The sequence below is a fragment of the Rheinheimera hassiensis genome (assembly GCF_022436675.1).
GTDB lineage: Bacteria > Pseudomonadota > Gammaproteobacteria > Enterobacterales > Alteromonadaceae > Alishewanella > Alishewanella hassiensis.
Map to the genome: position 1 here is coordinate 502,368 of NZ_JAKUJZ010000004.1, position 22,518 is coordinate 524,885.

Below are 22,518 nucleotides of genomic sequence, written 5' to 3' on the forward strand. Positions count from 1 at the left end.
ATGCCACAAATCGTATTTTTACCCCATGCCGAGCTGTGCCCCGATGGTGCCGCAGTAGAAGCCAAAGCTGGTGAAACGGTATTGGATGTGGCGCTACGCAGTGGCATTTCGATAGAACACGCCTGTGAAAAGTCATGCGCCTGTACTACCTGTCACGTTATCGTACGCGAAGGCTTTCGTTCCCTGAACGAAAGCGAAGAGCTTGAAGACGATATGTTGGATAAAGCCTGGGGCCTGGAGCCCGAGTCTCGCCTGGGCTGCCAGGCACGTATTGCTGATGAAGATCTGGTGGTAGAAATTCCGAAATACACCGTCAACATGGTAAGCGAAGGTCACTAAATTTCCCTGCTTTGTTAAAAAAACGGCCTGCGGGGCCGTTTTTTTATGTCAATAATCTGCGGTTACTCAATAAAACCGGTGCTTTGCTGGTGATTAATGAAGGTTAGGCTAGGATCTGGAAGACAACGATAACAGACGGAGTAACTATGTTAAAAAAATCTCTGATAGCGGCGACGTTATCAAGCTTACTGGCCGCACCGGCGTACGCTGATCTGACCATCAATGGCTTTGCATCAATTAAAGCCGGTGTAACGCTGGACAGTGATGACACACTGTATGGCTATGATGACAGCCTGGACTTTAAAAATGAGAGCTTGTTTGCTGTGCAGCTAATGTCTGATTTAGGCGAAAAGCTGTCTGTTACAGCGCAGTTAATGGGCCGTGGCGCAGAAGACTTTGACGTTGAGTTTGAATGGGCTTTTATCAGTTATCAGCTTACTGACGAAATACGTATTAATGCTGGCCGTTTACGCACACCGTTTTATAAATATTCTGACTTTCGTGATGTGGGTTACGCCTATGACTGGTTACGGGTGCCGCAAAGCGTTTATGGTTTAGGCTTTGACAATATTGAAGGTATATCTTTTTACCACACCACGCAGCTAGGCAGTTTTGATTCTAACCTGCAGTTAATTGCCGGTGCCTATGATGGTGATGCCACAGTAAGCGGCAACAGTGTAGATGCTGAAATAAAAAACGTCTTGGGCGTGGCTTGGGAGTTAGGGCGCGACTGGTATAGCCTGCGTGCTGCCTATTTAACCGGTAAAGTAACCATTGATGCCCAAAGTGCTCAGTTACAGCCCGGTGTTACTTTTGGAGATTTTTTTACAGGTTTGTCCGGTGCCGGTTTTGGTGCTCTGGTAAACGAGATTGATATTGACGAAGAAGACGGTGCCTTTTTTGGTCTGGGTTTTACTGCCGACAAAAATGACTGGCTGTTAGTAGCGGAATACACCACGGTAACGGTAGACAACAGCTTTATCGCCGACCAGAAAAACTTCTACCTATCGGTTGGTCATCGTTTTGATAGCATAACGCCATATGTTTCTTATGAAAAAGAAGATAATGAGGCCAAAACGGAAATTTACACCCCTTATCTGGCAACATTGCCACCGCAGTTGTTACTACCGGTAGCGGGCATAGTGCAAAGCCAGGCCCGTAAGGCAACCACTTACAATCTGGGTTTACGTTACGACTTCCATCCTTCAGCGGCGTTTAAACTGCAGTACAGCTCTGAAGATAATGAAATCGCTGATCTGCGTCAGGATGTACTGGCGTTTGGCGTAGATTTGGTATTTTAAGGGGGCCTTATGCGCACAATTAAAACAGTCTTGTTGCTGGCAGCCCTGTTATCCGGCGCCGCCGTTGCAGATATTGCTGTAGTGGTTAACCCGGCTAATGCCAATGCGGTGTCAGCAGATGATTTAAACCGGCTGTTTTTAGGCCGGGCCAGCAGCTTCGCTAATGGCAGTAAAGCCACACCGTTGAATATGGCGGAAGGTACGGCAGCACGTGATGAATTTGACAGCAAAGTGTTGAATCGCTCGGCTGCCCAGCTAAAAGCCTATTGGTCGAAGTTGGTATTTACCGGTAAGGGCACACCACCGAAAGAACTGGCTGATGATGCCGCGGTTAAAGCCGCTGTTGCTGCCGACAGCAGTGCTATTGGCTATATCAGTAGTGGCAGTGTTGATAGCAGCGTGAAAGTGGTTGCCAGCTTCTAAACACCTGATTGTCATAATCAGCCGCGATACTGATGGTTCAATACCTAAGTTCGCGGCTTTTTTGTCAGCAAAAATAGGTTTTTTTTTGCAACTAGCGTATAATTTGCCGCCTTAAATTTGAATCATTCAGTTTAATTACCCACTTAATCAGGAGCCTGTTATGGCGTTAGAACGCACTTTTTCAATTATCAAGCCGGATGCTGTTGCCAAGAACGTAATCGGTGCTATTTACAACCGTTTTGAGTCTGCCGGTTTACGTATCGTTGCTGCTAAAATGCTACACTTAAGCCGTGAACAGGCTGAAGGTTTCTACGCCGAGCACAGCGAGCGTCCATTCTTTGGTGCTTTAGTGTCTTTTATGACGTCTGGCCCGGTAATGGTGCAAGTGCTGGAAGGCGAAGACGCCGTGCGTAAAAACCGCGAAATCATGGGTGCAACTAACCCTAAAGATGCGACTGCCGGTACTTTACGTGCAGATTACGCCGCCAGCATCGATGAAAACGCCGTACACGGTTCTGACGCTGCAGCTTCTGCCGCGCGTGAAATTGCTTACTTCTTCACTGAAGCCGAGTTGTGTGCCCGTACCCGTTAAGCGTTAATCGCCTGCGGTAACGGACTAAGGGGGCAGCAGCCCCCTTAGTGCATGTTGGTACAGTGTTTTATGGCTATTGTTTATTGTGGTAAGGAGCGCTCTGCAAATGACTGAGCAGCATAACAAAATTAATTTACTTGATTTAACCCGCGCGCAAATGCAGCAGTTTTTCGTTGATATGGGCGAAAAGCCGTTCCGTGCCGATCAGGTAATGAAATGGATTTACCACTTCTGTATCGATGATTTCGATAAGATGAGCAATATCAATAAAGTATTGCGGGAAAAACTCAAAGCACGTTGTGTTATTGAAGCGCCGGTAGTGGTGACGCGACAAGACAGCACAGATGGTACCATTAAGTTTGTTATGGGCTTAAGCGGTGGCCAGGAAGTAGAAACCGTATGGATCCCGGAGAAAGATCGCCGCACTTTGTGTGTGTCATCTCAGGTGGGTTGTGCGCTGGATTGTTCGTTTTGCTCAACGGCACAGCAAGGCTTTAACCGTAATCTCAGCGTGGCAGAAATTATCGGCCAGGTATGGCGGGTGGCGCAAATCATCGGCAGTTACGGCGATACCGGCGACAAACCGGTCACTAACGTAGTAATGATGGGCATGGGTGAGCCGCTGCTTAACCTGAACAACGTGGTGCCGGCAATGGAGCTGATGCTGGAAGACTTCGGTTTTGGCTTATCCAAGCGCCGCGTAACCTTAAGTACCTCAGGCGTAGTGCCGGCGCTGGACTTACTGCGTGATAAAATTGACGTAGCGCTGGCCATTTCGTTACACGCCCCAAACAATGAACTGCGTAATGAGCTGGTACCGGTAAACCGTAAATACCCGATGGAAGAATTTTTAGCTGCTTCAAGACGTTATGTAGCGAACTCTAAGGCCAATGATAAGGTCACAGTAGAGTATGTGATGCTGGATGGCGTGAACGACAGTATGGAGCAGGCGCATGAATTGGCGCATGCACTGAAAGATACACCGTCGAAAATTAACCTGATCCCGTTTAACCCTTATCCGGGGTCGCCGTACAAACGTTCGAGTAACTCACGGATTGACAGATTTAACAAAGTCTTACAAGAATACGGCTTTACTGTTATTGTACGTAAGACCCGCGGCGACGATATTGATGCCGCTTGTGGCCAACTGGTTGGCGATGTTATCGACAGAACAAAACGATTGATCAAAAAGCAGCAAAAAGGCCAACCTATAGCAGTAAAAATGCTGCCATAAAACAAGGAAGGGCGCGTGTTAAAGCAGAAGTTTTTCATTGGTGTCGCACTGAGTAGTGTATTAGCTCTGACCGGATGTGTGTCAGAGCAAAGCTATGTCGGTAGCGATAAGCCAGTGTCAGATCGCTCCTTTGATAATATAGAAGCCGCCCGTACCCGCATTTCACTTGGCCTTAACTACCTGCGCCGTGGCGACACCTCGCAAGCTAAATATAATCTGGAGCGCGCCCGTAGCTTTGCGCCTAATTCCGCTGAAGTGCACAGTGCTCTGGCGTATTACTATCAGAGCGTTGGTGAAGAAAAACAAGCGGAAGAGTATTTTCGCCTTGCCATTCAGAAAGACGCTAACTACGCTGATGCCTACAACAACTACGGTGCTTTTTTGTGCCAGTTGCATCGCTATGATGAAGCCGAGCAATTATTGTTAAAGGCCATTAGCCGCCCCGGCTACATCCGGGTTGCGGAGAGCTATGAAAACCTGGCGTTGTGTCAGTTGCAGCAAAATAACTTCAGCAAAGCCAAAAGCTACCTGGAAAGCTCGGTAAGTCACAATACAACCCGTATTACCTCGCTGACGATGCAGGCCGGGCTGTCCTACGCTATGGGAGATAACCGTGCTGCCAAGAACCAGCTTGACCGTATCTCGCGCCTTGGACGGGTTTCTGCCCGCACAGTATTGCTTAGTTACCTGATCGCTGAGAAAAACGGTGATCGAGACACCATGCAAAGCGCGGAGCAGTTATTGCTAACGCTTTACACTGACACGCCGGAAACGCGGTTATTGTTGCAAGGCCGCTTGATTGACAGCGAATTTGAGCAACTGCGTGAGCGCTACAAAGACAGCCTGATGGCCAATATTGTGTTGCCCGATGATAATGCCAGGCAACAAGTCCCGGCACAGCCGGTAGATAACCCGAAGCTGAGAATAGTCAAACGCAAAACGGCTGAAGCTGATACTCAGAGTGTTGCTGTGGCTGCGCAAAAACCAGTTAAAAAAGCCACGCCAGTGCCCTCTGCCGCAGTGCCGGCACCTGCACCAGCCCAGACAATGAATAACAGTACCAGCGCTATTGCCGGTAGTTTGACGCAAAATAGCGCTGCGCTAACAACAGCAGCACCGTTGCCAGTCAGCTTACCGCAGGAAACAGTGCCGGCGCCGGCGCAAGCCGTTGCTACTGAAACAGCGGCAGAACCTGCTGCCACGGCAACCTCAGCTGTTGCTGAGCCAAGTCAGGCTGCTCAGCCAGAGCAGGCAACTACAGTAGTGCAAGAGACTCAGCCAGAGCTGACAGCTCAGGCGGAAACTGCACCAGCTACTACTGCCGCAACGGCTTCGCAAGAGATATCACAAAGCAGCAGTGCGCCGTTTCATATTGTAAAAGAAGCTGAGTCGTTATATGCCATCTCTGTGCAGCACAATATCCTGCTGCAGCGCCTGATGCAGTGGAATCAGCTTACACCCGCTTCGGTAATTAAAGCCGGGCAAAAAATATGGCTGGCCGAGGTCAGCAATGAGCAACTGCTGGCGGCACAACCCGCCAGCAGACCAGCTATAGCACAGCAGGATATCAGTTCGCCTTATCATCAGGTCGCAACCGGTGAAACCATGTTTGCTATTTCTTATCGCTATAATATCCGGCTGGACCGGTTTCTAAGCTGGAATAATCTGACCGAGCAAAGCAGGCTTAAGGTTGGACAGCAGGTGTATATTGTCGACCCGGACAGTATTGAACAATGAATAAAGAACCCGAAAATGAAGCCGTAGCAGAACTCAGCGTAGGCCAATTACTGCGCCAGGCACGTGAGCAGCGCAAGCTAACTGTACAGCAGGTAGCGTTACAGCTAAACCTGAAAGCTGAGCAGGTAGAGCGGTTGGAGCAAGATCAGCCAGACGGCCGTACCCTGGAGACTTTTGCCCGTGGTTATGTCCGCGCTTATGGTCGCCTGCTGAAACTGCCAGAAACTGAACTGATGGCTGCGCTTAGCCGCCAGACCGGCTCTGTTGCATCTACAACCAAACCAATGCGCACCTTTTCTAACCGCACTGCTCATCAGGCAACAGAAAACCGTTTTATGTGGCTAACCTACGCCATTATCGCGTTATTGCTGGTGCTGTTATTTGTTTGGTGGTGGCAAAGCGCGCGTGAAAATACCGTAGATAGTGCCGCAACCACAACCCAGCAGGCCTCTGAGGTGCCGTCACAGCAAGCACCCGTGACAGCTGAACCCCAAACTGAATTACCCGCCGCACCGGCCACTGATGAACAAGCCGTTAGCATGGGCAGTACCGCAGACAATGCTATTACTGAGCAGCAGCTAAATGAAATGTTGCAGCAACTGGTGCCACAATCAGCAGAGCTGGCACCGGTAGCAGAAGTGCCACAGCTGGATACGCTGGAAATGCGCTTTAGCGAAAATTGCTGGATCGATGTCGTTGACGCTGACGGTAACCGCGTGGCTTATGGTACAAAGCAGGCAGGTTATATTATGCAGCTTACCGGCAAGGCACCTTTTGTTATTACCTTGGGCAACCCCAGCGTAGTAACAATTAACTTTAATCAGCAAGCCTTTGATATGTCAGCCTTTCCTGGTGGCAGAGTGGCCAAATTTACTATTCCTGAGTCAGAATAAGCATGTTTGCAGAAAATCCAATTAAACGCCGTCAAAGTACGCAAATCCGGGTGGGTAACGTATTAATTGGCGGTGATGCGCCAATAGCAGTGCAGTCTATGACTAACACCCGTACCACCGATGTTGCTGCTACCGTTGCGCAAATTCAGGCTATTGCCAAAGCCGGTGCCGACTTAGTGCGGGTATCGGTGCCGACCATGGAGGCAGCAGAAGCCTTTAAGCTGATTAAACAGCAGTCGCCAATACCGCTGGTGGCAGATATTCATTTTGATTACCGCATTGCCCTAAAAGTCGCTGAATATGGCGTAGATTGCCTGCGCATTAACCCGGGTAATATTGGCCGGGAAGATCGCATTCGTGCCGTAGTAGATTGCGCACGGGACTACAATATCCCGATCCGTATTGGCGTAAATGGTGGCTCGCTTGAAGCCGACATTCAGGAAAAATACGGTGAACCCACGCCTCAGGCTTTAGTGGAATCAGCAATGCGGCATGTCGATATTCTCGACCGGCTGAATTTTGATCAGTTTAAAGTCAGCGTTAAAGCGTCAGACGTATTTTTGGCGGTAGGGGCCTACCGTATATTGGCGCAGCAAATTAAGCAGCCGCTACATTTGGGTATTACCGAAGCAGGTGGCGCCCGCGCCGGTGCAGTAAAATCGGCAATTGGCCTGGGTATGTTACTGGCCGAAGGTATTGGCGACACGCTGCGGATATCGCTGGCGGCCGATCCGGTAGAAGAGGTAAAAGTTGCCTTTGATATTTTAAAATCGCTGCGCATTCGCTCACGGGGCATTAATTTTATTGCCTGCCCCAGCTGCTCGCGGCAGGAATTTGATGTCATTAAAACCATGAACCAGCTAGAAGAGCGGCTGGAAGACATTACCGAACCTTTAACGGTGTCGGTGATAGGTTGCGTGGTGAATGGCCCAGGCGAAGCTCTGGTGTCTGATTTAGGTGTGGCTGGCGCCAGTAAAAAAAGTGGTTTTTACATTAACGGTCAGCGGCAAAAGCTGCGGCTGGACAATGAACAGGTGGCTGATCAGCTTGAACAGCAGGTACGTGAATACCTGCAGCAAAAAATTGCGGTGCGTCAGCTGGATTAAGCCGGGCAACAGGCTTGGTGTTTAGCCCTGTTACGCCTATAATCGCGGCTGTTTTTTAACTCAAACCGATGGAAGTTTAATTTTGTCGAAGCAAATTCAGGCCATTCGCGGTATGAACGATTGCCTGCCGCAGGATACTGTAGCCTGGCAATATGTTGAACAGACACTGCGCCAGACAGTGGCCAGCTATGGTTACAGCGAAATTCGTTTTCCTATTGTTGAGATGACCGAGCTGTTTAAACGCTCAATTGGCGAAGTAACCGACATAGTGGAAAAAGAGATGTACACCTTTGCCGATCGCAATGGTGACAGCTTAACCCTGCGCCCGGAAGGTACAGCCTGTTGCGTACGCGCCGGTAATGAGCATGGTTTGCTGTACAATCAGGAACAACGGCTGTGGTACACCGGGCCGATGTTTCGCCATGAACGGCCGCAAAAAGGCCGCTATCGGCAATTTCATCAGTTTGGCCTGGAAGCCTTCGGCATTGCCTCGGCTGATATTGATGCTGAAGTGATTATGCTAAGCGCACGGCTGTGGCAGCAATTGGGCTTAACACCTTATGTAAAGCTGGAGATGAATTCGCTGGGCTCAAGTGAAGCCCGCGCCGCTTACCGCGATGCTTTAGTGGCCTATTTAGAACAACATAAAGCGGCGCTGGATGAAGACAGCCTGCGCCGTATGTACAGCAACCCCTTGCGGGTGCTGGATAGCAAAAATCCGGCACTGGCTGAAATATTAGCGGCTGCGCCTAAGCTGGCAGATTATCTGGACCAGGATTCAGCAGAACATTTTGCCCGTTTAAAGCAATTGCTGACACAGGCTGGTATTGAATTTAGCGTAAACCCACGTTTAGTGCGCGGGCTGGATTACTACAACAAAACCGTGTTTGAGTGGGTAACCACAGAGCTCGGTGCACAAGGTACGGTTTGTGCCGGTGGCCGTTACGATGGTTTAGTTGAGCAGTTGGGAGGCAAAGCCACGCCAGCGGTAGGCTTTGCGCTGGGACTGGAGCGGCTGGTGTTATTACTGCAAACGCTGCAGTTGTTACCGGTGCTGCCCGCCGTTGCCGATATTTACCTGATGGCACTTGGCGAACAGGCTGAACTTGCGGTACTTTCTGTTGCCGAAAGGCTGCGTGCCAGCTTGCCGGATAAACGCATTATGGTGCATTGTGGCGGCGGCAACCTGAAGAAACAAATTAAGCGGGCTGATAAATCCGGTGCGGCAATTGGATTAATCATCGGCGAAGATGAACTGGCACGCGGTGAAATCACGGTAAAATGGTTACGTGAAGACAAACCGCAACAAACAATTTTATTAACAGAACTGGCGAATACGCTGGCCTTTGCAGCATAACGGGCCTTAGACGTAAAACGGAGCAATGCAGTGGAAATTTACAGCAGTGAAGAACAACAGGTAGAAGCAATTAAACGTTTTTGGCACGAGTACGGCAAAGCGATCCTCGCCGGTGTGGTACTGGGCCTGGCGGCGTTATATGGTTTTCGTTACTACCAGGCAGAGCAGCGCAACACTGCTGAGCAGGCGTCAACAGAATATAACCAGTTACTGCAACAACGTGAAGCTGGCAGCAGTGAAGAATGGCTAACCCAGGCGCAAAGCTTTGTTAGCGCCTCTAAAGGTGATAACTACGCTGTGCTGGCTGCACTGATAACAGCAAAAGAAGCCGTAACAGCTAAAAACTACGAGCTGGCAACAGAGCAACTGAACTGGGTACTGGCTAACGCCAAAGAGCCGGCCCTGCTGGCGGTAACTCAACTGCGTCTGGCGAAATTACAACAGGAGCAGGGCAGCTATGATGCTGCGCTGGCAACACTGGAAAAAGCCATGCCAGAAAGCTTTGCTTCTTTGCAAGCTGAACTCAAAGGTGACATTTTAGTACTGGCAGAAAAACTGCCAGAAGCAAAAGCAGCCTATCAACAAGCGCTGGCAACTGCAGGACAAAATCAGCAGTTGCTTCAGATCAAGCTGGACGAGCTGGCGCACGTCACTGCAGTGTAAAGAGGTAAGCGTGAAATTACAGTTAAAACAGGTCTTGCTGCTTAGCGCAGTAATACTGGCCGGATGTTCCAGCAAAGAAAAGCTGGTATTGCCACCGGTACAGAACAGCATCGATCCTGATGTAGTATGGAGCACCAGCATAGGTTCAGGTGTAGCACACTATGAATCGTCATTAACCCCAATTATTGTCGGTGATACCGTATATGCTGCCAGCCGTGAAGGGCTGGTCGCCGCGTACAATCTGGAAACAGGCAAGCGTAAATGGCAGTTTGATTTGCGTAAACCTGCCGGCAGTTCATTTTGGCAGGGCATCAGCGATGTATGGTCTGGTGACAACGCTCGTATTGCCGGTGGCTTAAGTTACGGTTACGACAAAGTTTATTTTGGCACTGAAAACGGCGATGTTGTTGCCTTATCTGCCGATGGTGAGCTGGTGTGGCGCTCTGAGGTAAAAGGCGAAGTATTAGCCAGACCTGCAGTAGGCGAAGGGCTGGTGGTAGTGGCTACCGGTGCCGGAACTCTGGTTGCGCTGCACCCTGATACCGGTGAAGAGCGTTGGCAGTTTGAGAATGAACAACCTGCTCTAACGTTGCGCGGCGTCAGCGATCCGATCATTGAAGCTGGCGGTGTAATATACGGCTCTGGCAATGGTCATATTGGTGTACTGATTGCAGAGCGCGGCTATCAGGCATGGGAAGAAACGGTTGCCGTGCCTAAAGGCAGCACCGACTTATCCCGTCTGGTTGATGTCGACGCCCAGCCATTAGTGGTTGGTGGCACGGTATACAGCATTGCTTTTAACGGTGAGTTGGTCGCGCTGGAACTGCGCACCGGCCGTCAGCTATGGAAACGTGATTACGCCAGTTTCCGCAATATGGCTGTGGCAGGCGACACTTTATATCTGGTGGATTCTGTTGGCCGCATTTATGCGCTTGATGCGCGTAGTGGCTCTGAAAAATGGTCTCAGTTTGGCCTTAACAAGCACTATCTGACGGGCCCTGCGGTATATAAAGACTATCTGGTTATTGGCGATAACAAAGGTAATTTGCACTGGGTAAATCGTCAGACCGGTGATTTTGTTGCGCGCCAAAGTATGGACGGTTCTGGTTTTTACACTGAAGCGGTGAGTAACGGCACCTATCTGTTGGTGCAAAGCCGTAACGGTGAGCTAGTCTTATTACAAACGCCTTAAACCGTTTACAGCGGTTGAAGTTTTTAAACAGGCCTGTACCGGGCCTGTTTTGTTATTTTTGAGGTTCACATAATGTTGCCTGTCGTTGCCCTGGTAGGGCGAGCCAATGTCGGTAAGTCGACGCTTTTTAACCGCTTAACCCGCACCCGTGATGCGCTGGTAGCAGATTTTCCCGGCCTGACCCGCGACCGTAAATACGGCTCGGTGAAGTATGAAGGGCTGGAATTTATTGTGGTCGATACCGGTGGTATTGATGGCAACGAGCAAGGCATTGAAGTAGAAATGGCAGAGCAGTCGCTTAAAGCGATAGATGAAGCTGACGTAGTATTGTTTATGGTAGACGCCCGTGTTGGCGCTACCGTAGGTGATGAAGCCATTGCTGCGCATATTCGCAAAGTGGAAAAAAAGGTATTTGTAGTAGCCAATAAAACCGATGGCCTGGATGCCGACACCGCCGTGGCCGACTTTTACAGTTTAGGTTTGGGTGAGGTATACGCCATTGCTGCTGCCCATGGTCGTGGCGTGTCAGTGTTATTAAATCAGGCCTTGATCCCGTTATTAAGCGAAGAGCAGCAAAAGCTGCTGGCCGGTGAAGTTGAGCCGGAAGAAGGCTTAGTATTGGAAACCCTGACCGAAGAAGAAGCCGATGCTGAAGCGGCACGGCTGCGCAGTGAACATATTAAACTGGCGATAGTTGGCCGGCCAAATGTGGGTAAATCCACCTTAACTAACCGTATTTTGGGTGAAGAGCGGGTAGTAGTGTTCGATATGCCAGGCACCACGCGCGATTCTATTTATATTCCTATGCAGCGCAACGAGCGCGAATATACCTTAATCGACACTGCCGGTGTGCGCCGCCGCGGCAGAATTGACGACATGGTAGAGAAGTTCTCGGTAGTTAAAACGCTGCAGGCCATTGAAGACGCCAACGTGGTGATTTTAGTGCTGGATGCCCGTTTAGGTATTTCCGATCAGGATTTAAGTATTTTAGGTTTTGTGCTTAACGCCGGCCGCTCACTGGTTATTGCGGTGAATAAATGGGATGGCTTAAATGACAGCATCAAAGAGGAAATTAAGCGTGAGCTGGACCGTCGCTTAGGTTTTATCGACTTTGCCCGGCTGCATTTTATTTCTGCCTTACACGGCTCGGGTGTCGGTAACCTGTTTGAATCGGTGGAAGAAGCCTTTGATTCAGCCACTAAGCGCCACAGCACAGCGTTGTTAACCCGTATTATGAAAATGGCGCAGGAAGATCACCAGCCGCCGTTGGTGCATGGCCGTCGGGTAAAACTGAAATACGCCCACGCCGGTGGTTATAACCCGCCGCTGATCGTAATTCATGGTAATCAGGTAGACGACTTGCCTGATTCCTACAAACGGTATCTGATGAATTACTATCGTAAAGCGCTGCAAATGATGGGCACGCCGATTCGCATTGAGTTCCGCGAAGGCGAAAACCCGTTTGCACCAACGAAAAAGAACACTGAAACCCCGCTGCAAAAGTACAAACGCGAGCGGTTAATGAAAGCGCGTAAAAAACTGGACCAATAAGGACCAACGGCATGAATTTTCGTTTCCCGGTTATTGTTATCGATGAAGACTTTCGCTCAGAGAATATCTCTGGTTCTGGCATTCGTGATTTAGCTCAGGCCATCAGCAGCCACGGCTTTGAAGTAGTAGGTTATACCAGCTATGTTGATTTAAGCGCCTTTGCCCAGCAAGCCAGCCGTGCTTCGTGCTTTATTTTATCGATAGACGATGAAGAATTCGGCACCGGCAGCGCCGAAGAAGTAGCCAAAGCATTAAGTGAGCTGCGTACCTTTATTAAAGAAGTACGTAAGCGTAACGCCGATATTCCAATTTTCCTCTATGGTGAAACCCGCACCACACGCCATGTACCGAACGACGTACTGCGCGAGCTGCACGGCTTTATTCATATGTTTGAAGATACGCCGGAGTTTGTTGCCAAGCATATTATCCGCGAAGCGAAAAAGTATCTGGATGCGTTAGCACCGCCGTTTTTTAATGCCTTAATGGATTACGCCTCTGATGGTTCGTACTCCTGGCACTGCCCTGGTCACTCCGGTGGCGTGGCATTTTTAAAAAGCCCGGTTGGCCAGATGTTTCACCAGTTCTTTGGTGAAAACATGCTGCGTGCCGATGTATGCAACGCGGTAGATGAATTAGGCCAGCTGCTGGACCACACCGGCCCGGTAGCCGAGAGCGAAGCCAACGCAGCGCGAATTTTCAGCTGTGATCACCTGTTCTTTGTTACTAACGGTACTTCTACGTCGAATAAGATGGTGTGGCACTCAGTAGTCGCACCGGGTGATATCGTGGTGGTAGACCGTAACTGCCATAAGTCGATTCTGCACTCGATTATTATGACTGGTGCTATACCGGTGTTTTTAATGCCAACACGTAACCATTACGGCATTATTGGGCCTATTCCGAAAAGCGAGTTTTCACCGGAAGCTATTGCGAAAAAAATTGAAGCCAACCCCTTTGCCCGTAACGCCAAGAACAAAAAGCCACGCATTTTAACCATTACACAAAGTACCTACGACGGTATCTTGTATAACGTGGAAGAGATTAAGCAAGAGCTGGGTTCCACCATCGACACCCTGCATTTTGACGAAGCCTGGCTGCCACATGCCAGCTTTCACGATTTTTACAAAAATATGCATGCGATAGGTAAAGACCGGCCGCGCTCAGAAGACACCTTAGTGTTTGCCACCCAGTCGACGCATAAGTTATTAGCCGGTTTATCGCAGGCTTCGCAAATTCTGGTGCAAAACGCGCAAAACCGTAATCTGGACACGCACCGCTTTAACGAGTCGTACCTGATGCACAGCTCTACCAGCCCGCAATATGCCATTATTGCCAGCTGCGACGTAGCTGCGGCCATGATGGAAGCGCCCGGCGGCACAGCGTTGGTAGAAGAAAGCTTATCGGAAGCCATCGATTTTCGCCGTGCGATGCGCAAGGTGGACGACGAATTTGGTGATGACGATTGGTGGTTCCGCGTCTGGGGCCCGGATGAATTACCGGAAGAAGGCCTGGGCACGCGCGATAACTGGACCTTGCATGCTAAAGACAGCTGGCATGGTTTTGGTGCGATAGAGTCGGGCTTTAATATCCTCGACCCGATTAAAGCCACCATTATTACGCCAGGCTTAAACCTGCACGGTCAGTTTGATGAGCAGGGTATACCAGCGGCTATTGTTAGCAAGTATCTGGCCGAGCACGGTATTATTATCGAGAAAACCGGCCTGTACTCGTTCTTTATCATGTTTACCATCGGCATTACCAAAGGCCGCTGGAACTCTATGGTTACCGAGCTGCAGCAGTTTAAAGACGACTACGATCAAAACCAGCCGATGTGGCGCATTATGCCGGAGTTTGCCAAAAAGCATCCGCGCTATGAAAAAGTTGGCCTGCGCGATTTGTGTCAGCAAATTCACAATATGTACCGCAAGTTTGACGTCGCTAAAGTCACCACCGAAATGTACTTGTCTCATATTGAAACTGCGATGACGCCGGCCGATGCCTGGGCCAGAATGGCGCACCGCGATATTGAGCGGGTATCGATTGACGAGATTAAAGGCCGTGTTACCGCCATGCTGGTAACGCCGTATCCGCCTGGCATACCGCTGATGGTACCAGGCGAGCGCTTTAATAAAATTATTATCAGCTACCTGCAATTTACCCGCGCCTTTAACGGTGCCTTCCCGGGCTTTGAAACCGACGTACACGGTTTAGTGCGCGAAATGGTAAACGGCGAGCTGAAGTACTTTATTGACGTTGTTAAAGAGTAGTGCTCATAGCTTAGTGATGAGTTTTTAGTGTTGAGTGTTTAATGCTAACGACTCAGTTTAGCGTTTGAAAAACCGGGATGGTGTTATACCTTCCCGGTTTTTTTATGCTTAATTACTTTTCGATAAAGGCTTGTTCAATCACGTAATGGCCCATAGTACGTGAATTGGCTTTTAAAAAGCCGCGCTGATCCAGCATGCCCATTAGCTGCTGCAACATGGCATCGTTGCCGCACAACATAAATCTGTCGTGCTCAGGGTTAAGGGCTGGCATACCAATATCGGCCAGTAATTTACCGCTATCCAGCAGATCGGTGATCCGGCCTTGGTGTGGCACGCCGTTTCTGACATAGTCTTCCCGTGTCACTGTGGGGTAATAGATCAGCTTGTCGCGAACTTCTTCACCAAAATAGGGGTTAGCCGGTAACACATTTTCAATTTCATGCTGGTATGCCAGTTCTGAGCGCCAGCGCGTGCCATGCACCAGAATAATTTTCTCAAAACTTTCGTAAATAAACGGGTCGCGAATAATACTCATAAAAGGCGCAAGCCCGGTGCCGGTGCTTAATAAATACAAATGTTTACCGGGGATAAGATAACCGGGTACCAGGGTTCCGGCAGGCCTTACCGTTAGCATAATTTGGTCGCCAGCTTTGATATTCTGCAGCCTCGATGTCAGCGCGCCGTCTGGCACCTTGATGCTGAAGAACTCAAGCTCTTCATCATAATTAGGGCTGGCGATGCTGTATGCGCGCATTAACGGGCGACCACCAACTTCCAGCCCAATCATAACAAACTGACCGTTTTCAAAGCGAAAAGACGACTCCCGCGTAGTTTTAAAGCTAAACAGCGTGTCATTCCAGTGGTGAACATCGGTAACAATGGCATTGATAGTATTACGCATAACAGTCCTTACTTAGTGGCCCTGGCTGCAATTATGCCACAGTGTGATGGATGATAATAGTTATCATTAGCATGGGGTTGCTTCTGGCAGTAATTAAAACCGGGACTGTTAAAGTCTGCTGTACCGTGCGTTAAATGCCGGTAACTAAAAAATCTATTGCGGCGATAATATGTGCTCTGTGGGCAGCTAGTGAAGTTTCCTTCTCTTGCAAAAAGCTAACAGAGACAGTCGTCAGTTGGTAAGTTAACAGAGCAAATTTTTTGCCCTCAATTTCAACGACAGGACAAAGATTCTTGGGGTAGCTTTTGTCAGATTGCTGCAAGGGCGTTAATGGTATTACTACCCTGCTATTAAGGCTATCGAGTAGATCGTTTTGAATATCAATAAAGTAGGGATAAACCTTATTGGTGTTTTGATCAGTATTAACGTACAGGTCGAACTGTGCCATCAGAATGCGCGATGATTGTCAGAGAAAAGACCATTTTGTTCAGCAAGTTCATTACAGGCTGCAATGGATTCACGGTTTTCTTGCTGCCACTGAATGCGTTTTTCCTGGCGGATTTTTTCTGTCAGCGCCGATTCCAGAGTGGCCGACAGGTTTATGTTCAGACGACGAGCCTCTGCCAATAACTCTCTGCTTATGGTGAGATTTGTCGCTTTTTTTGCGGCTGTATTACTCACTAAAGGTTGCATCCGATATTCTCCGAACATATATGGTGCGCATTGTTAATGCGTATCATCCTAGTTGCACCAACTTACTAAGTCAAGCAACTAGACGGCCTTGCTAGCAATGTCGTTACGCTTGCTAATCACGCGCTTTTACCGCAAGTATCAGACGGTGCTAAGCAACGGGGAGCCAAACTTGTTTGTAGCTTGCTCAGCCAAGGCATTGTTAGAATTATGAATTGTTATGTAAGTGTCAGAATTTTTGCCGGGGCATTTTTTTAACGCTGACGCCAATGCTGTTACGGCGACAGCGCTAACAATTGCCGCTCTATGGCAAACACATGCTCGTCATGCTCATTCATATCACGCAGTGCCTGCGCCAGCTTTAGCAGGTATTCACTATTCGGTCCGCTTGGACCACGGCTTCTGGCAATATGGGCGGCAATTTCAATATCACTGGCGGGGCCTAAATAAGCCTCGTTATCGGGGCTGGCTAAATACACCACGCCTTCTGTTTTGCCGTGCTCGCTGTTGCCAGGTTCGTGCAGCCAATGTAGTGGCGTAAATAAGCGCAGGTAACCGTTTTTCTCGCGATGGTCCAAATGCTCAAAGGTATCGGGTGTAACCTGGTAAGCCATACCAACACAACGCGCGCCTGCTGCTGCAACCAGGGTTAATACCCTGCCTGGCGCCTCCGGCGTGCCACGATGGTCATGCGAGCCCTGCCAAAACCGCCGCGCCCAGCCATAAATGCAGGCTGGCTTGCAATCCAGATAATCAAAGTCGGTTTTATAAATCAGTGAGCCATAACCAAACAACCAGACAGAATCGAGATGATCCAGCGGCTGGCGCTGTTTATTCAGGGAAATGGTGTTGTGTGACATAACGCTCTGCTTAACCAAAAACAACATTGTATTTTTATGCAGCGACCAGCGAAAGTCTTTATTAGACGGAAATTTCCGTATTTGTCGATATGACTAAACTAAGCTGTACCTGTAAGCCGTTGTAAATAATCTAAAACCGCTGTAATGTCGTAAACACAAAATTGACAAAGGCGGAAAAGTCCGTGTTTAAATACGGATTTTTCCGCCGAATAAGCGTTAAATCATAATTCGACTCTTACCCCGAGGTAATCTGATTGTATCGGAAATGGAGAAACCGCCAATTGGCAATTCACTAAGGAGAAAATGATGTCAGAAATTACACAAGATCAACTCGATGGACTTTCATCTGATTTAGGCAATGCTTTACAAGCTGTGCTGGAGGATAATGGTTTGTCTAGCTATGAGATTGAAAGCATTGAGCTTAAACCTAAAGCAACAGCTGGAACCAAAGGGTTGCTGCCTGGGTGCGAACTAAAGTGCAAAGTGAGTGGTTTTCCACCAAAAGTAAAATGCTCTATTGTATGTGGCTGATACTTTGATTTAACAAGGCCAGCCAGCGGACGTAATAAAGCTACGCCGCTGCTGGCTGCGTTAAGTGGCCATATGAACAACGAAGAATTCGATGATAAAAATGAATGGCACTGCAATGCAGATTTGATTTTTGGGTTTGTCTGCCAATATTGCGATTCAGAATTGTATTTTGACGATGTACCAAATTGTGAGCCAGATAAAGGTTTTGGTTCTGCCTGCGTAATTATAAGTAGTGAGGCGCAGAAGCGTGGATGGAAAATGTTAGAAGAGCTATCCTTTTCATGTCCGGAGTGTTCGAAAGAGAGGGGCTTGTGATGCAAGAAAAAGCACTTAACAAAGGCAGCCAATTGACCTCCGTAAGCTGTCTTGGTTTTTGCATAAAGACGCAAAAACACAATCCATCTTACTCCGGCAATTGCTACCGGCGTTAGGTGAGCATGAAATCATCAAATCTCAGTCGATGGATAAAGGCTATTATCAACACCGATGCTATGACATTTGAAGACGCGTACTGGGGTACCAGACCTTCCGCCAGCGAAGCGGTGCCAGAGATAATTAGATTATTGGATAAGTATGAAGACCCGTATACACGCGGCAAATTGATAGAGCTCCTTGGTGAGTGTGAGGATAAATCGGTAATTCCTTTTCTTGTAAATGAATTGCAGAATCCAGATGAAAGCATCAGAAGCTGGGCAAAGGGCTCAATCGAAGCTCTAGAAAGAGGCGAGAAATGGCAAAAGGATCCAAAATACTTATGAGCCATTCACCTAACAAGGCCATTAAAAATCGCGCGTTGCACGCGCTGGACTCGCAACAAGTTGCTCGCCTTTTATGGCGGCGTTATACGTCGGTTTAGGTAAAACCAAACATTGTGCCAATTCCGTTTGAATTACTTGGCAAAATTGGTTTTTACTGGAATCATCGCTTGCTTAGAAAGTATCGCACTTTGTTGGTTTATCACTCTCGCCTTCGCTCGGCTATCCGCGTGCCAGCTAAATAAGCAAGAATGAATATGGCTTTATCAGCAAGGCCAAACCAATAAAAGAAATCCTTGTTTTACAAAACAATGCTGAAATTTTTGTTTCGTATAACAAGGCGCATCAACTCGCACACTTCGTGTGCTGGACAGTTTGTAAGTTGCGCATTTAGCGAATCGCTACGCGAAGTTTTTCGCACATGCGCAACTTACAAACTGCCGTTGTGCTAAACGTTAGCAGTACTATGGGAGTTCTTGCGTATTGAAATCTAATTTCTTTTACATATTTATTTGTCTTTTACTGGTCTTGGTGGGGATTGTTATTGGGCAAATGTTTGAACAAACTGATGGCTTTGGTAAAGCTCTTGAAATGATTTCTCATGGCGCTACAACTTTAGGTGTCCTAGTTGCATTTTTCGCTCTTAACTCTTGGCGTTCTCAGTTTAAATATTCGAAGGTTGATACTCTAATTTCCGATTTGGAAGATAGTTTTAGTGAATTGTATCGAGCGATACATGAATACAGACATTCTCAAATAATGATGATCAAAAGTGAGGAAAGCCCCCCAAGAAATAACAACTATCAACAGCTTCAAGAGAAAAATCATTATCAACAGGATAAATATCTTAGGTATCGAGACATCTATGCTCATTCATATGAAAAATTGAGTCGGTATTGCCCACTTGACAGTGAATCAGTAATTAGCGCTTATAGTATTTCCCGAGATGTCGTTCCAATATTTCAAGGTTTGCGGAAAATTTATGCTAAAGATAACTTTGCAATTTCCTTTGAACTGCTGAAAGAAAATGACAAAGCAATAGAGTTAATATGGGAGCAGTGTAAAAAGGAATTTGGGCGGTTGCGGTCTAAGTACTGCTAACAAACCACTGTAGTCACTCGCTTGCGCTCGTTGGGACACAAACACGTTGGCTCCCTTCGCTTCGCTCGGTATTTTAGCCAACGTATTTGTGCCCCTAAGTGGGGCGTTAGCAGGTGTTCGGGTTTTAACGGTTTTAGTCAGTAGTTTTGTTCCGGCTCTGCTCGCGTTTGGTTTTCTTAGCGGCAGCGCCAAAAGTTAAAGTTCGCCAGTTTGTGGGTTTGCTGCAAACGATGGTGGCGGTAGCGTTGTTCTTCCGGGCTTCGCTTAAACAGGTTTACAGGTTCCGGTTGGTCGCCGTATCGCAGCTGGCCGGTGTCGTTTTTAATACAAGCAGCCGTGCCGCTGTTCGGGTTTGCCAGTGCGGCAAGCCGCGAAAGTCCGGTTCAGGCTGCTAACAAGCAAAGCCAGCCGACGCGTACCGCGCAGCTGCTTTGAGCGTTAGGCTCGAGAAGACCGACCTATGAACATCTTTCAAGCGATCCGGCATTTCGAAGAATCAGCAGAAAGGGCTGGGCTTCAGACAACACCCTTCGGCATTGATGGGACTGGTGACCGTGTATCACTCGCTCGCTCAGACGCGGCCGAGTTAAGATTCATGGTCAAAGAAGAGGTCGGGATGGTTCGTCTGGAGATCACGCATGGCCCCTCGAGTGGCGAGCAATCAGACTGGGTGCTTCTTTATGGCGCACCGTGCGTTGGTGGGATTATTCAAGAACCTTTAGAGGAGGATGAACAGTTCCGTTCAGCTGTGATATTCGGTCTGGAGTTGATGAAACCTGAATGTTGAGCCAGCCAATAAGAAGAACACCGAAGGCAGGCATATTTCGCAGGTTGATGTGAAACAAAGTCAAGCCTAACAAAACGCGCAACCGGACGGCTACGCCGCCGGTTCGCTAGGCGTTATATAACAAGAGGCAGATTCAAGTGAGTAAAGCCCTGATCATCGTTGGCTGTTTAGTTCTTTTATATGCGGTTGCAGGCTTCGCGGTAGACTTCTTGCCAGTTGATGCGTTTCAATCGTCATCTAATGATTCTTACTTAAAAATTGCGCCTACTGATGAAAGCTCATTTGATTGGGCCCAATTTCGGTTACCAGCTTTAGTTGTTGGGGCAATATTGGTTGTCATTGGCAAGTTTGTCGGTGGTAAAAATTAGCATGTTATATAACAAGGCGCATCACGCGCAGCCTGCGGCTGCTGGGACGTCAAACGCTATCGCGTTTTTCCGCCCGTGTGCTTTGCGTTATATTTTCGGCGTGATCTGACGAGTATTGGTGAATCAATGGAAAATGCATCTTTGGATAAATCCTGTTGGTATCGACCAATCAGCTATTTGTGCTTATTTTTGTTACTTATTAATTTGTGGCTGGGATATGTACTTGGATTGAATAGAGCTTTCGGATCATCACCTGAGTTATTCGCTTTGACATTTTCGATGGTCAGAGCATTAGCTATTCCACTATTTGTCGTATTGGTTTTCCAGATATTTAAACCTATGCGTACTTCAATAATGCGGTGGAGGTCTTTCGGTGCCATATCTATATTGATTTTTATTTCAGTATCAGAAGCTTTTAAATTTTCATGGCAAATATAACAAGGCAGTCAGCAACGCCCACTGCGTGGGCTGGACCTCAAACCCGCTACGCGGCTTTTTCGGCCGCTGCTGGCGGCGTTAGCAATTCAATCAAGATTTGGAGTTTTTTTGATTATATGGAAATTAAAAAGACAATGTCAGTCTGACTTCGACGATGGTATGTCTAGATCGAGCATCTTTGAGAAATATTCCGGAAACGGACTAACTGAGAAAAAACTAGCATCAGCTGTATCGTCTATAAAGGATGCTGCTCTGATAAGAAAATATAGATTTCTTAACTATGTAGTAGTTGGAATCATGATGCTTCTTTTTATAACAATGACATTTTCATTTTATGAAATATCAAGATCAGGTGAAGTTGCGGCTACTACTCTTGTTTCTATTATTGTGATTCTTTTTGCTAGTTTAATTTACGGTATTTTAAAAAATCACCATCAGGCATATTTTATTTATGCAATTCTGACAACAATGAAACTTCCAACTCATATTGATGGGTTCGGAAGTGATTTAACAACAAACATCATTGAGTTAGGTTTGGCATTATTTTTAGTCAGTAGCTTATGGTTTCTTAAAATTAAATTATTTCCATATATGAGCTTGTCAGGTGATCCAAAGAAAAATGCTGATGGCAAATATCTAGTAGCAGTGAATAGCTAACAAGCACCTTAAACAACGCGGCCTTAGGCCGCTGGACTCGCAACAAGTTGCTCGCCGTTTAGGCGGGCGTTGAGGCTGTAGAAAAACCTCTTTTCACGCGATCGAGTTTGTGATCAAATAGTGTTGTCTGATTAAAAAATGGACAGCGCCTAATGCCTAAATATATCCCTTACGATTACAACCAAAGCTCCATGGTGGTGATTAACTATCTCGACCAACTGCAGCCTGGCACTTTTGAACATGCCATCCATTACTTGATTGATAACAAACTCGACCTGTCGATATTTCACACCAAATACCAGAATGAAGATAACGGCCGCCCGGCCTATGCCCCTGCGGTTCTGCTAAAAATCATACTGTTTGCTTACTCCAAAGGCATCACCTCCAGCCGTGAAATACAGTGGTGCTGCGAAACCAATATTATTTTTAAAGCACTGTCGTGCGATACAGTGCCGCACTTTACGACGATAGCGGCGTTTGTCAGCGGCTCGTCACTGCAAATAGCGCAGCTGTTTGAGCAGGTGTTGTTGGTCTGCCATCAGCAAGGATTATTAGGCAATGAGTTGTTCGCCATTGATGGATGCAAAATGTCCTCTAACGCCGCTAAGGAATGGTCTGGCACCTTTAAAGAGTTGGCGGCGAAGCGGGATAAATTAAAACGGCAAATTTGCTACCACTTGGAGCAACATAAGAAGCTCGATGAACAAGCCAATGCTGATGAAGTGCGTAAAGCGCGACATCAACAAAGTATCGACACGCTGAATAAAGCGCATGA

Annotated in this window: 25 protein-coding genes; 21 read left to right on the plus strand and 4 right to left on the minus strand. The window is 47.8% G+C overall.

Going from position 1 to position 22,518, the window contains the following annotated elements; genetic code table 11:
- The 13 genes from fdx to MJX74_RS11130 all read left to right on the plus strand — a co-directional run bounded on the left by fdx (window position 1) and on the right by MJX74_RS11130 (window position 14,655).
- Window positions 1-339, plus strand: a complete 339-nt coding sequence (gene fdx / locus MJX74_RS11070) for an ISC system 2Fe-2S type ferredoxin (protein ID WP_240222904.1) — start codon at window positions 1-3, stop codon at window positions 337-339.
- 146 nt (window positions 340-485) lie between these two features.
- On the plus strand, window positions 486-1,640 hold the full coding sequence (locus MJX74_RS11075; protein ID WP_240222905.1) for a porin: 1,155 nt from the start codon (window positions 486-488) through the stop codon (window positions 1,638-1,640).
- A 9-nt stretch (window positions 1,641-1,649) separates the two neighbouring features.
- Window positions 1,650-2,063 (plus strand): phosphate ABC transporter substrate-binding protein, encoded by a 414-nt coding sequence (locus MJX74_RS11080; RefSeq protein WP_240222906.1) that lies wholly within the window; start codon window positions 1,650-1,652, stop codon window positions 2,061-2,063.
- 160 nt (window positions 2,064-2,223) lie between these two features.
- Window positions 2,224-2,655 (plus strand): nucleoside-diphosphate kinase, encoded by a 432-nt coding sequence (gene ndk / locus MJX74_RS11085; RefSeq protein WP_240222907.1) that lies wholly within the window; start codon window positions 2,224-2,226, stop codon window positions 2,653-2,655.
- 106 nt (window positions 2,656-2,761) lie between these two features.
- Window positions 2,762-3,889 (plus strand): dual-specificity RNA methyltransferase RlmN, encoded by a 1,128-nt coding sequence (rlmN, locus tag MJX74_RS11090; protein WP_240222908.1) that lies wholly within the window; start codon window positions 2,762-2,764, stop codon window positions 3,887-3,889.
- A gap of 15 nt (window positions 3,890-3,904) precedes the next feature.
- Window positions 3,905-5,626, plus strand: coding sequence for a type IV pilus biogenesis/stability protein PilW (gene pilW / locus MJX74_RS11095; RefSeq protein ID WP_240222909.1), 1,722 nt, complete (start codon window positions 3,905-3,907; stop codon window positions 5,624-5,626).
- Window positions 5,623-6,519 (plus strand): RodZ domain-containing protein, encoded by an 897-nt coding sequence (locus tag MJX74_RS11100; RefSeq protein ID WP_240222910.1) that lies wholly within the window; start codon window positions 5,623-5,625, stop codon window positions 6,517-6,519. Before pilW ends, MJX74_RS11100 begins: the two co-directional genes overlap by 4 nt.
- 2 nt (window positions 6,520-6,521) lie before the next feature.
- A complete protein-coding gene (gene ispG / locus MJX74_RS11105; protein WP_068228357.1) occupies window positions 6,522-7,625 on the plus strand; it encodes a flavodoxin-dependent (E)-4-hydroxy-3-methylbut-2-enyl-diphosphate synthase in 1,104 nt (367 codons plus the stop codon).
- Between the two features lie 82 nt (window positions 7,626-7,707).
- On the plus strand, window positions 7,708-8,982 hold the full coding sequence (gene hisS / locus MJX74_RS11110; RefSeq protein ID WP_240222911.1) for a histidine--tRNA ligase: 1,275 nt from the start codon (window positions 7,708-7,710) through the stop codon (window positions 8,980-8,982).
- A gap of 30 nt (window positions 8,983-9,012) precedes the next feature.
- Window positions 9,013-9,645, plus strand: a complete 633-nt coding sequence (locus MJX74_RS11115; RefSeq protein ID WP_068228368.1) for a YfgM family protein — start codon at window positions 9,013-9,015, stop codon at window positions 9,643-9,645.
- A 10-nt stretch (window positions 9,646-9,655) separates the two neighbouring features.
- Window positions 9,656-10,837: an outer membrane protein assembly factor BamB gene (gene bamB / locus MJX74_RS11120; RefSeq protein WP_240222912.1), complete on the plus strand. Its 1,182-nt coding sequence runs from the start codon at window positions 9,656-9,658 to the stop codon at window positions 10,835-10,837.
- A 72-nt stretch (window positions 10,838-10,909) separates the two neighbouring features.
- Window positions 10,910-12,388, plus strand: coding sequence for a ribosome biogenesis GTPase Der (gene der, locus MJX74_RS11125; protein ID WP_068228371.1), 1,479 nt, complete (start codon window positions 10,910-10,912; stop codon window positions 12,386-12,388).
- An 11-nt stretch (window positions 12,389-12,399) separates the two neighbouring features.
- Window positions 12,400-14,655 (plus strand): arginine/lysine/ornithine decarboxylase, encoded by a 2,256-nt coding sequence (locus tag MJX74_RS11130; protein WP_240222913.1) that lies wholly within the window; start codon window positions 12,400-12,402, stop codon window positions 14,653-14,655.
- Window positions 14,656-14,767: 112 nt separating this feature from the next.
- Here MJX74_RS11130 and MJX74_RS11135 read toward each other — a convergent pair whose 3' ends face one another.
- From MJX74_RS11135 to MJX74_RS11150, 4 genes are all read right to left on the minus strand, one after another.
- Entirely contained in the window at window positions 14,768-15,556 is a 789-nt protein-coding gene (locus MJX74_RS11135; RefSeq protein ID WP_240222914.1) for a ferredoxin--NADP reductase, read from the minus strand.
- A gap of 130 nt (window positions 15,557-15,686) precedes the next feature.
- The gene (locus tag MJX74_RS11140; RefSeq protein ID WP_068228388.1) at window positions 15,687-16,004 is read right to left on the minus strand and encodes a CcdB family protein; all 318 of its coding nucleotides are present in this window, start codon (window positions 16,002-16,004) and stop codon (window positions 15,687-15,689) included.
- Window positions 16,004-16,249 (minus strand): type II toxin-antitoxin system CcdA family antitoxin, encoded by a 246-nt coding sequence (locus tag MJX74_RS11145; RefSeq protein ID WP_240222915.1) that lies wholly within the window; start codon window positions 16,247-16,249, stop codon window positions 16,004-16,006. Before MJX74_RS11145 ends, MJX74_RS11140 begins: the two co-directional genes overlap by 1 nt.
- 272 nt (window positions 16,250-16,521) lie before the next feature.
- Window positions 16,522-17,106 carry a gamma-glutamylcyclotransferase gene (locus MJX74_RS11150; protein WP_240222916.1) on the minus strand — a complete coding sequence of 195 codons (585 nt, stop codon included), beginning with the start codon at window positions 17,104-17,106 and terminating at the stop codon, window positions 16,522-16,524.
- A gap of 306 nt (window positions 17,107-17,412) precedes the next feature.
- On the opposite strand from MJX74_RS11150, the gene MJX74_RS11155 reads away from it, so the two are divergent.
- The 8 genes from MJX74_RS11155 to MJX74_RS11190 all read left to right on the plus strand — a co-directional run.
- Window positions 17,413-17,637, plus strand: coding sequence for a hypothetical protein (locus MJX74_RS11155; protein ID WP_240222917.1), 225 nt, complete (start codon window positions 17,413-17,415; stop codon window positions 17,635-17,637).
- Window positions 17,638-17,709: 72 nt separating this feature from the next.
- On the plus strand, window positions 17,710-17,952 hold the full coding sequence (locus tag MJX74_RS11160) for a hypothetical protein (protein ID WP_240222918.1): 243 nt from the start codon (window positions 17,710-17,712) through the stop codon (window positions 17,950-17,952).
- A 122-nt stretch (window positions 17,953-18,074) separates the two neighbouring features.
- Window positions 18,075-18,395: a HEAT repeat domain-containing protein gene (locus tag MJX74_RS11165; RefSeq protein WP_240222919.1), complete on the plus strand. Its 321-nt coding sequence runs from the start codon at window positions 18,075-18,077 to the stop codon at window positions 18,393-18,395.
- Between the two features lie 480 nt (window positions 18,396-18,875).
- Window positions 18,876-19,493 carry a hypothetical protein gene (locus tag MJX74_RS11170; protein ID WP_240222920.1) on the plus strand — a complete coding sequence of 206 codons (618 nt, stop codon included), beginning with the start codon at window positions 18,876-18,878 and terminating at the stop codon, window positions 19,491-19,493.
- Window positions 19,494-19,953: 460 nt separating this feature from the next.
- On the plus strand, window positions 19,954-20,280 hold the full coding sequence (locus tag MJX74_RS11175) for a hypothetical protein (protein WP_240222921.1): 327 nt from the start codon (window positions 19,954-19,956) through the stop codon (window positions 20,278-20,280).
- 137 nt (window positions 20,281-20,417) lie between these two features.
- Window positions 20,418-20,648 carry a hypothetical protein gene (locus tag MJX74_RS11180; protein WP_240221581.1) on the plus strand — a complete coding sequence of 77 codons (231 nt, stop codon included), beginning with the start codon at window positions 20,418-20,420 and terminating at the stop codon, window positions 20,646-20,648.
- A 546-nt stretch (window positions 20,649-21,194) separates the two neighbouring features.
- Window positions 21,195-21,743, plus strand: coding sequence for a hypothetical protein (locus MJX74_RS11185; protein ID WP_240222922.1), 549 nt, complete (start codon window positions 21,195-21,197; stop codon window positions 21,741-21,743).
- A 152-nt stretch (window positions 21,744-21,895) separates the two neighbouring features.
- Window positions 21,896-22,518, plus strand: a 623-nt coding sequence (locus MJX74_RS11190; protein WP_240222923.1) for a transposase, incomplete at its 3' end; no start/stop codon positions are given.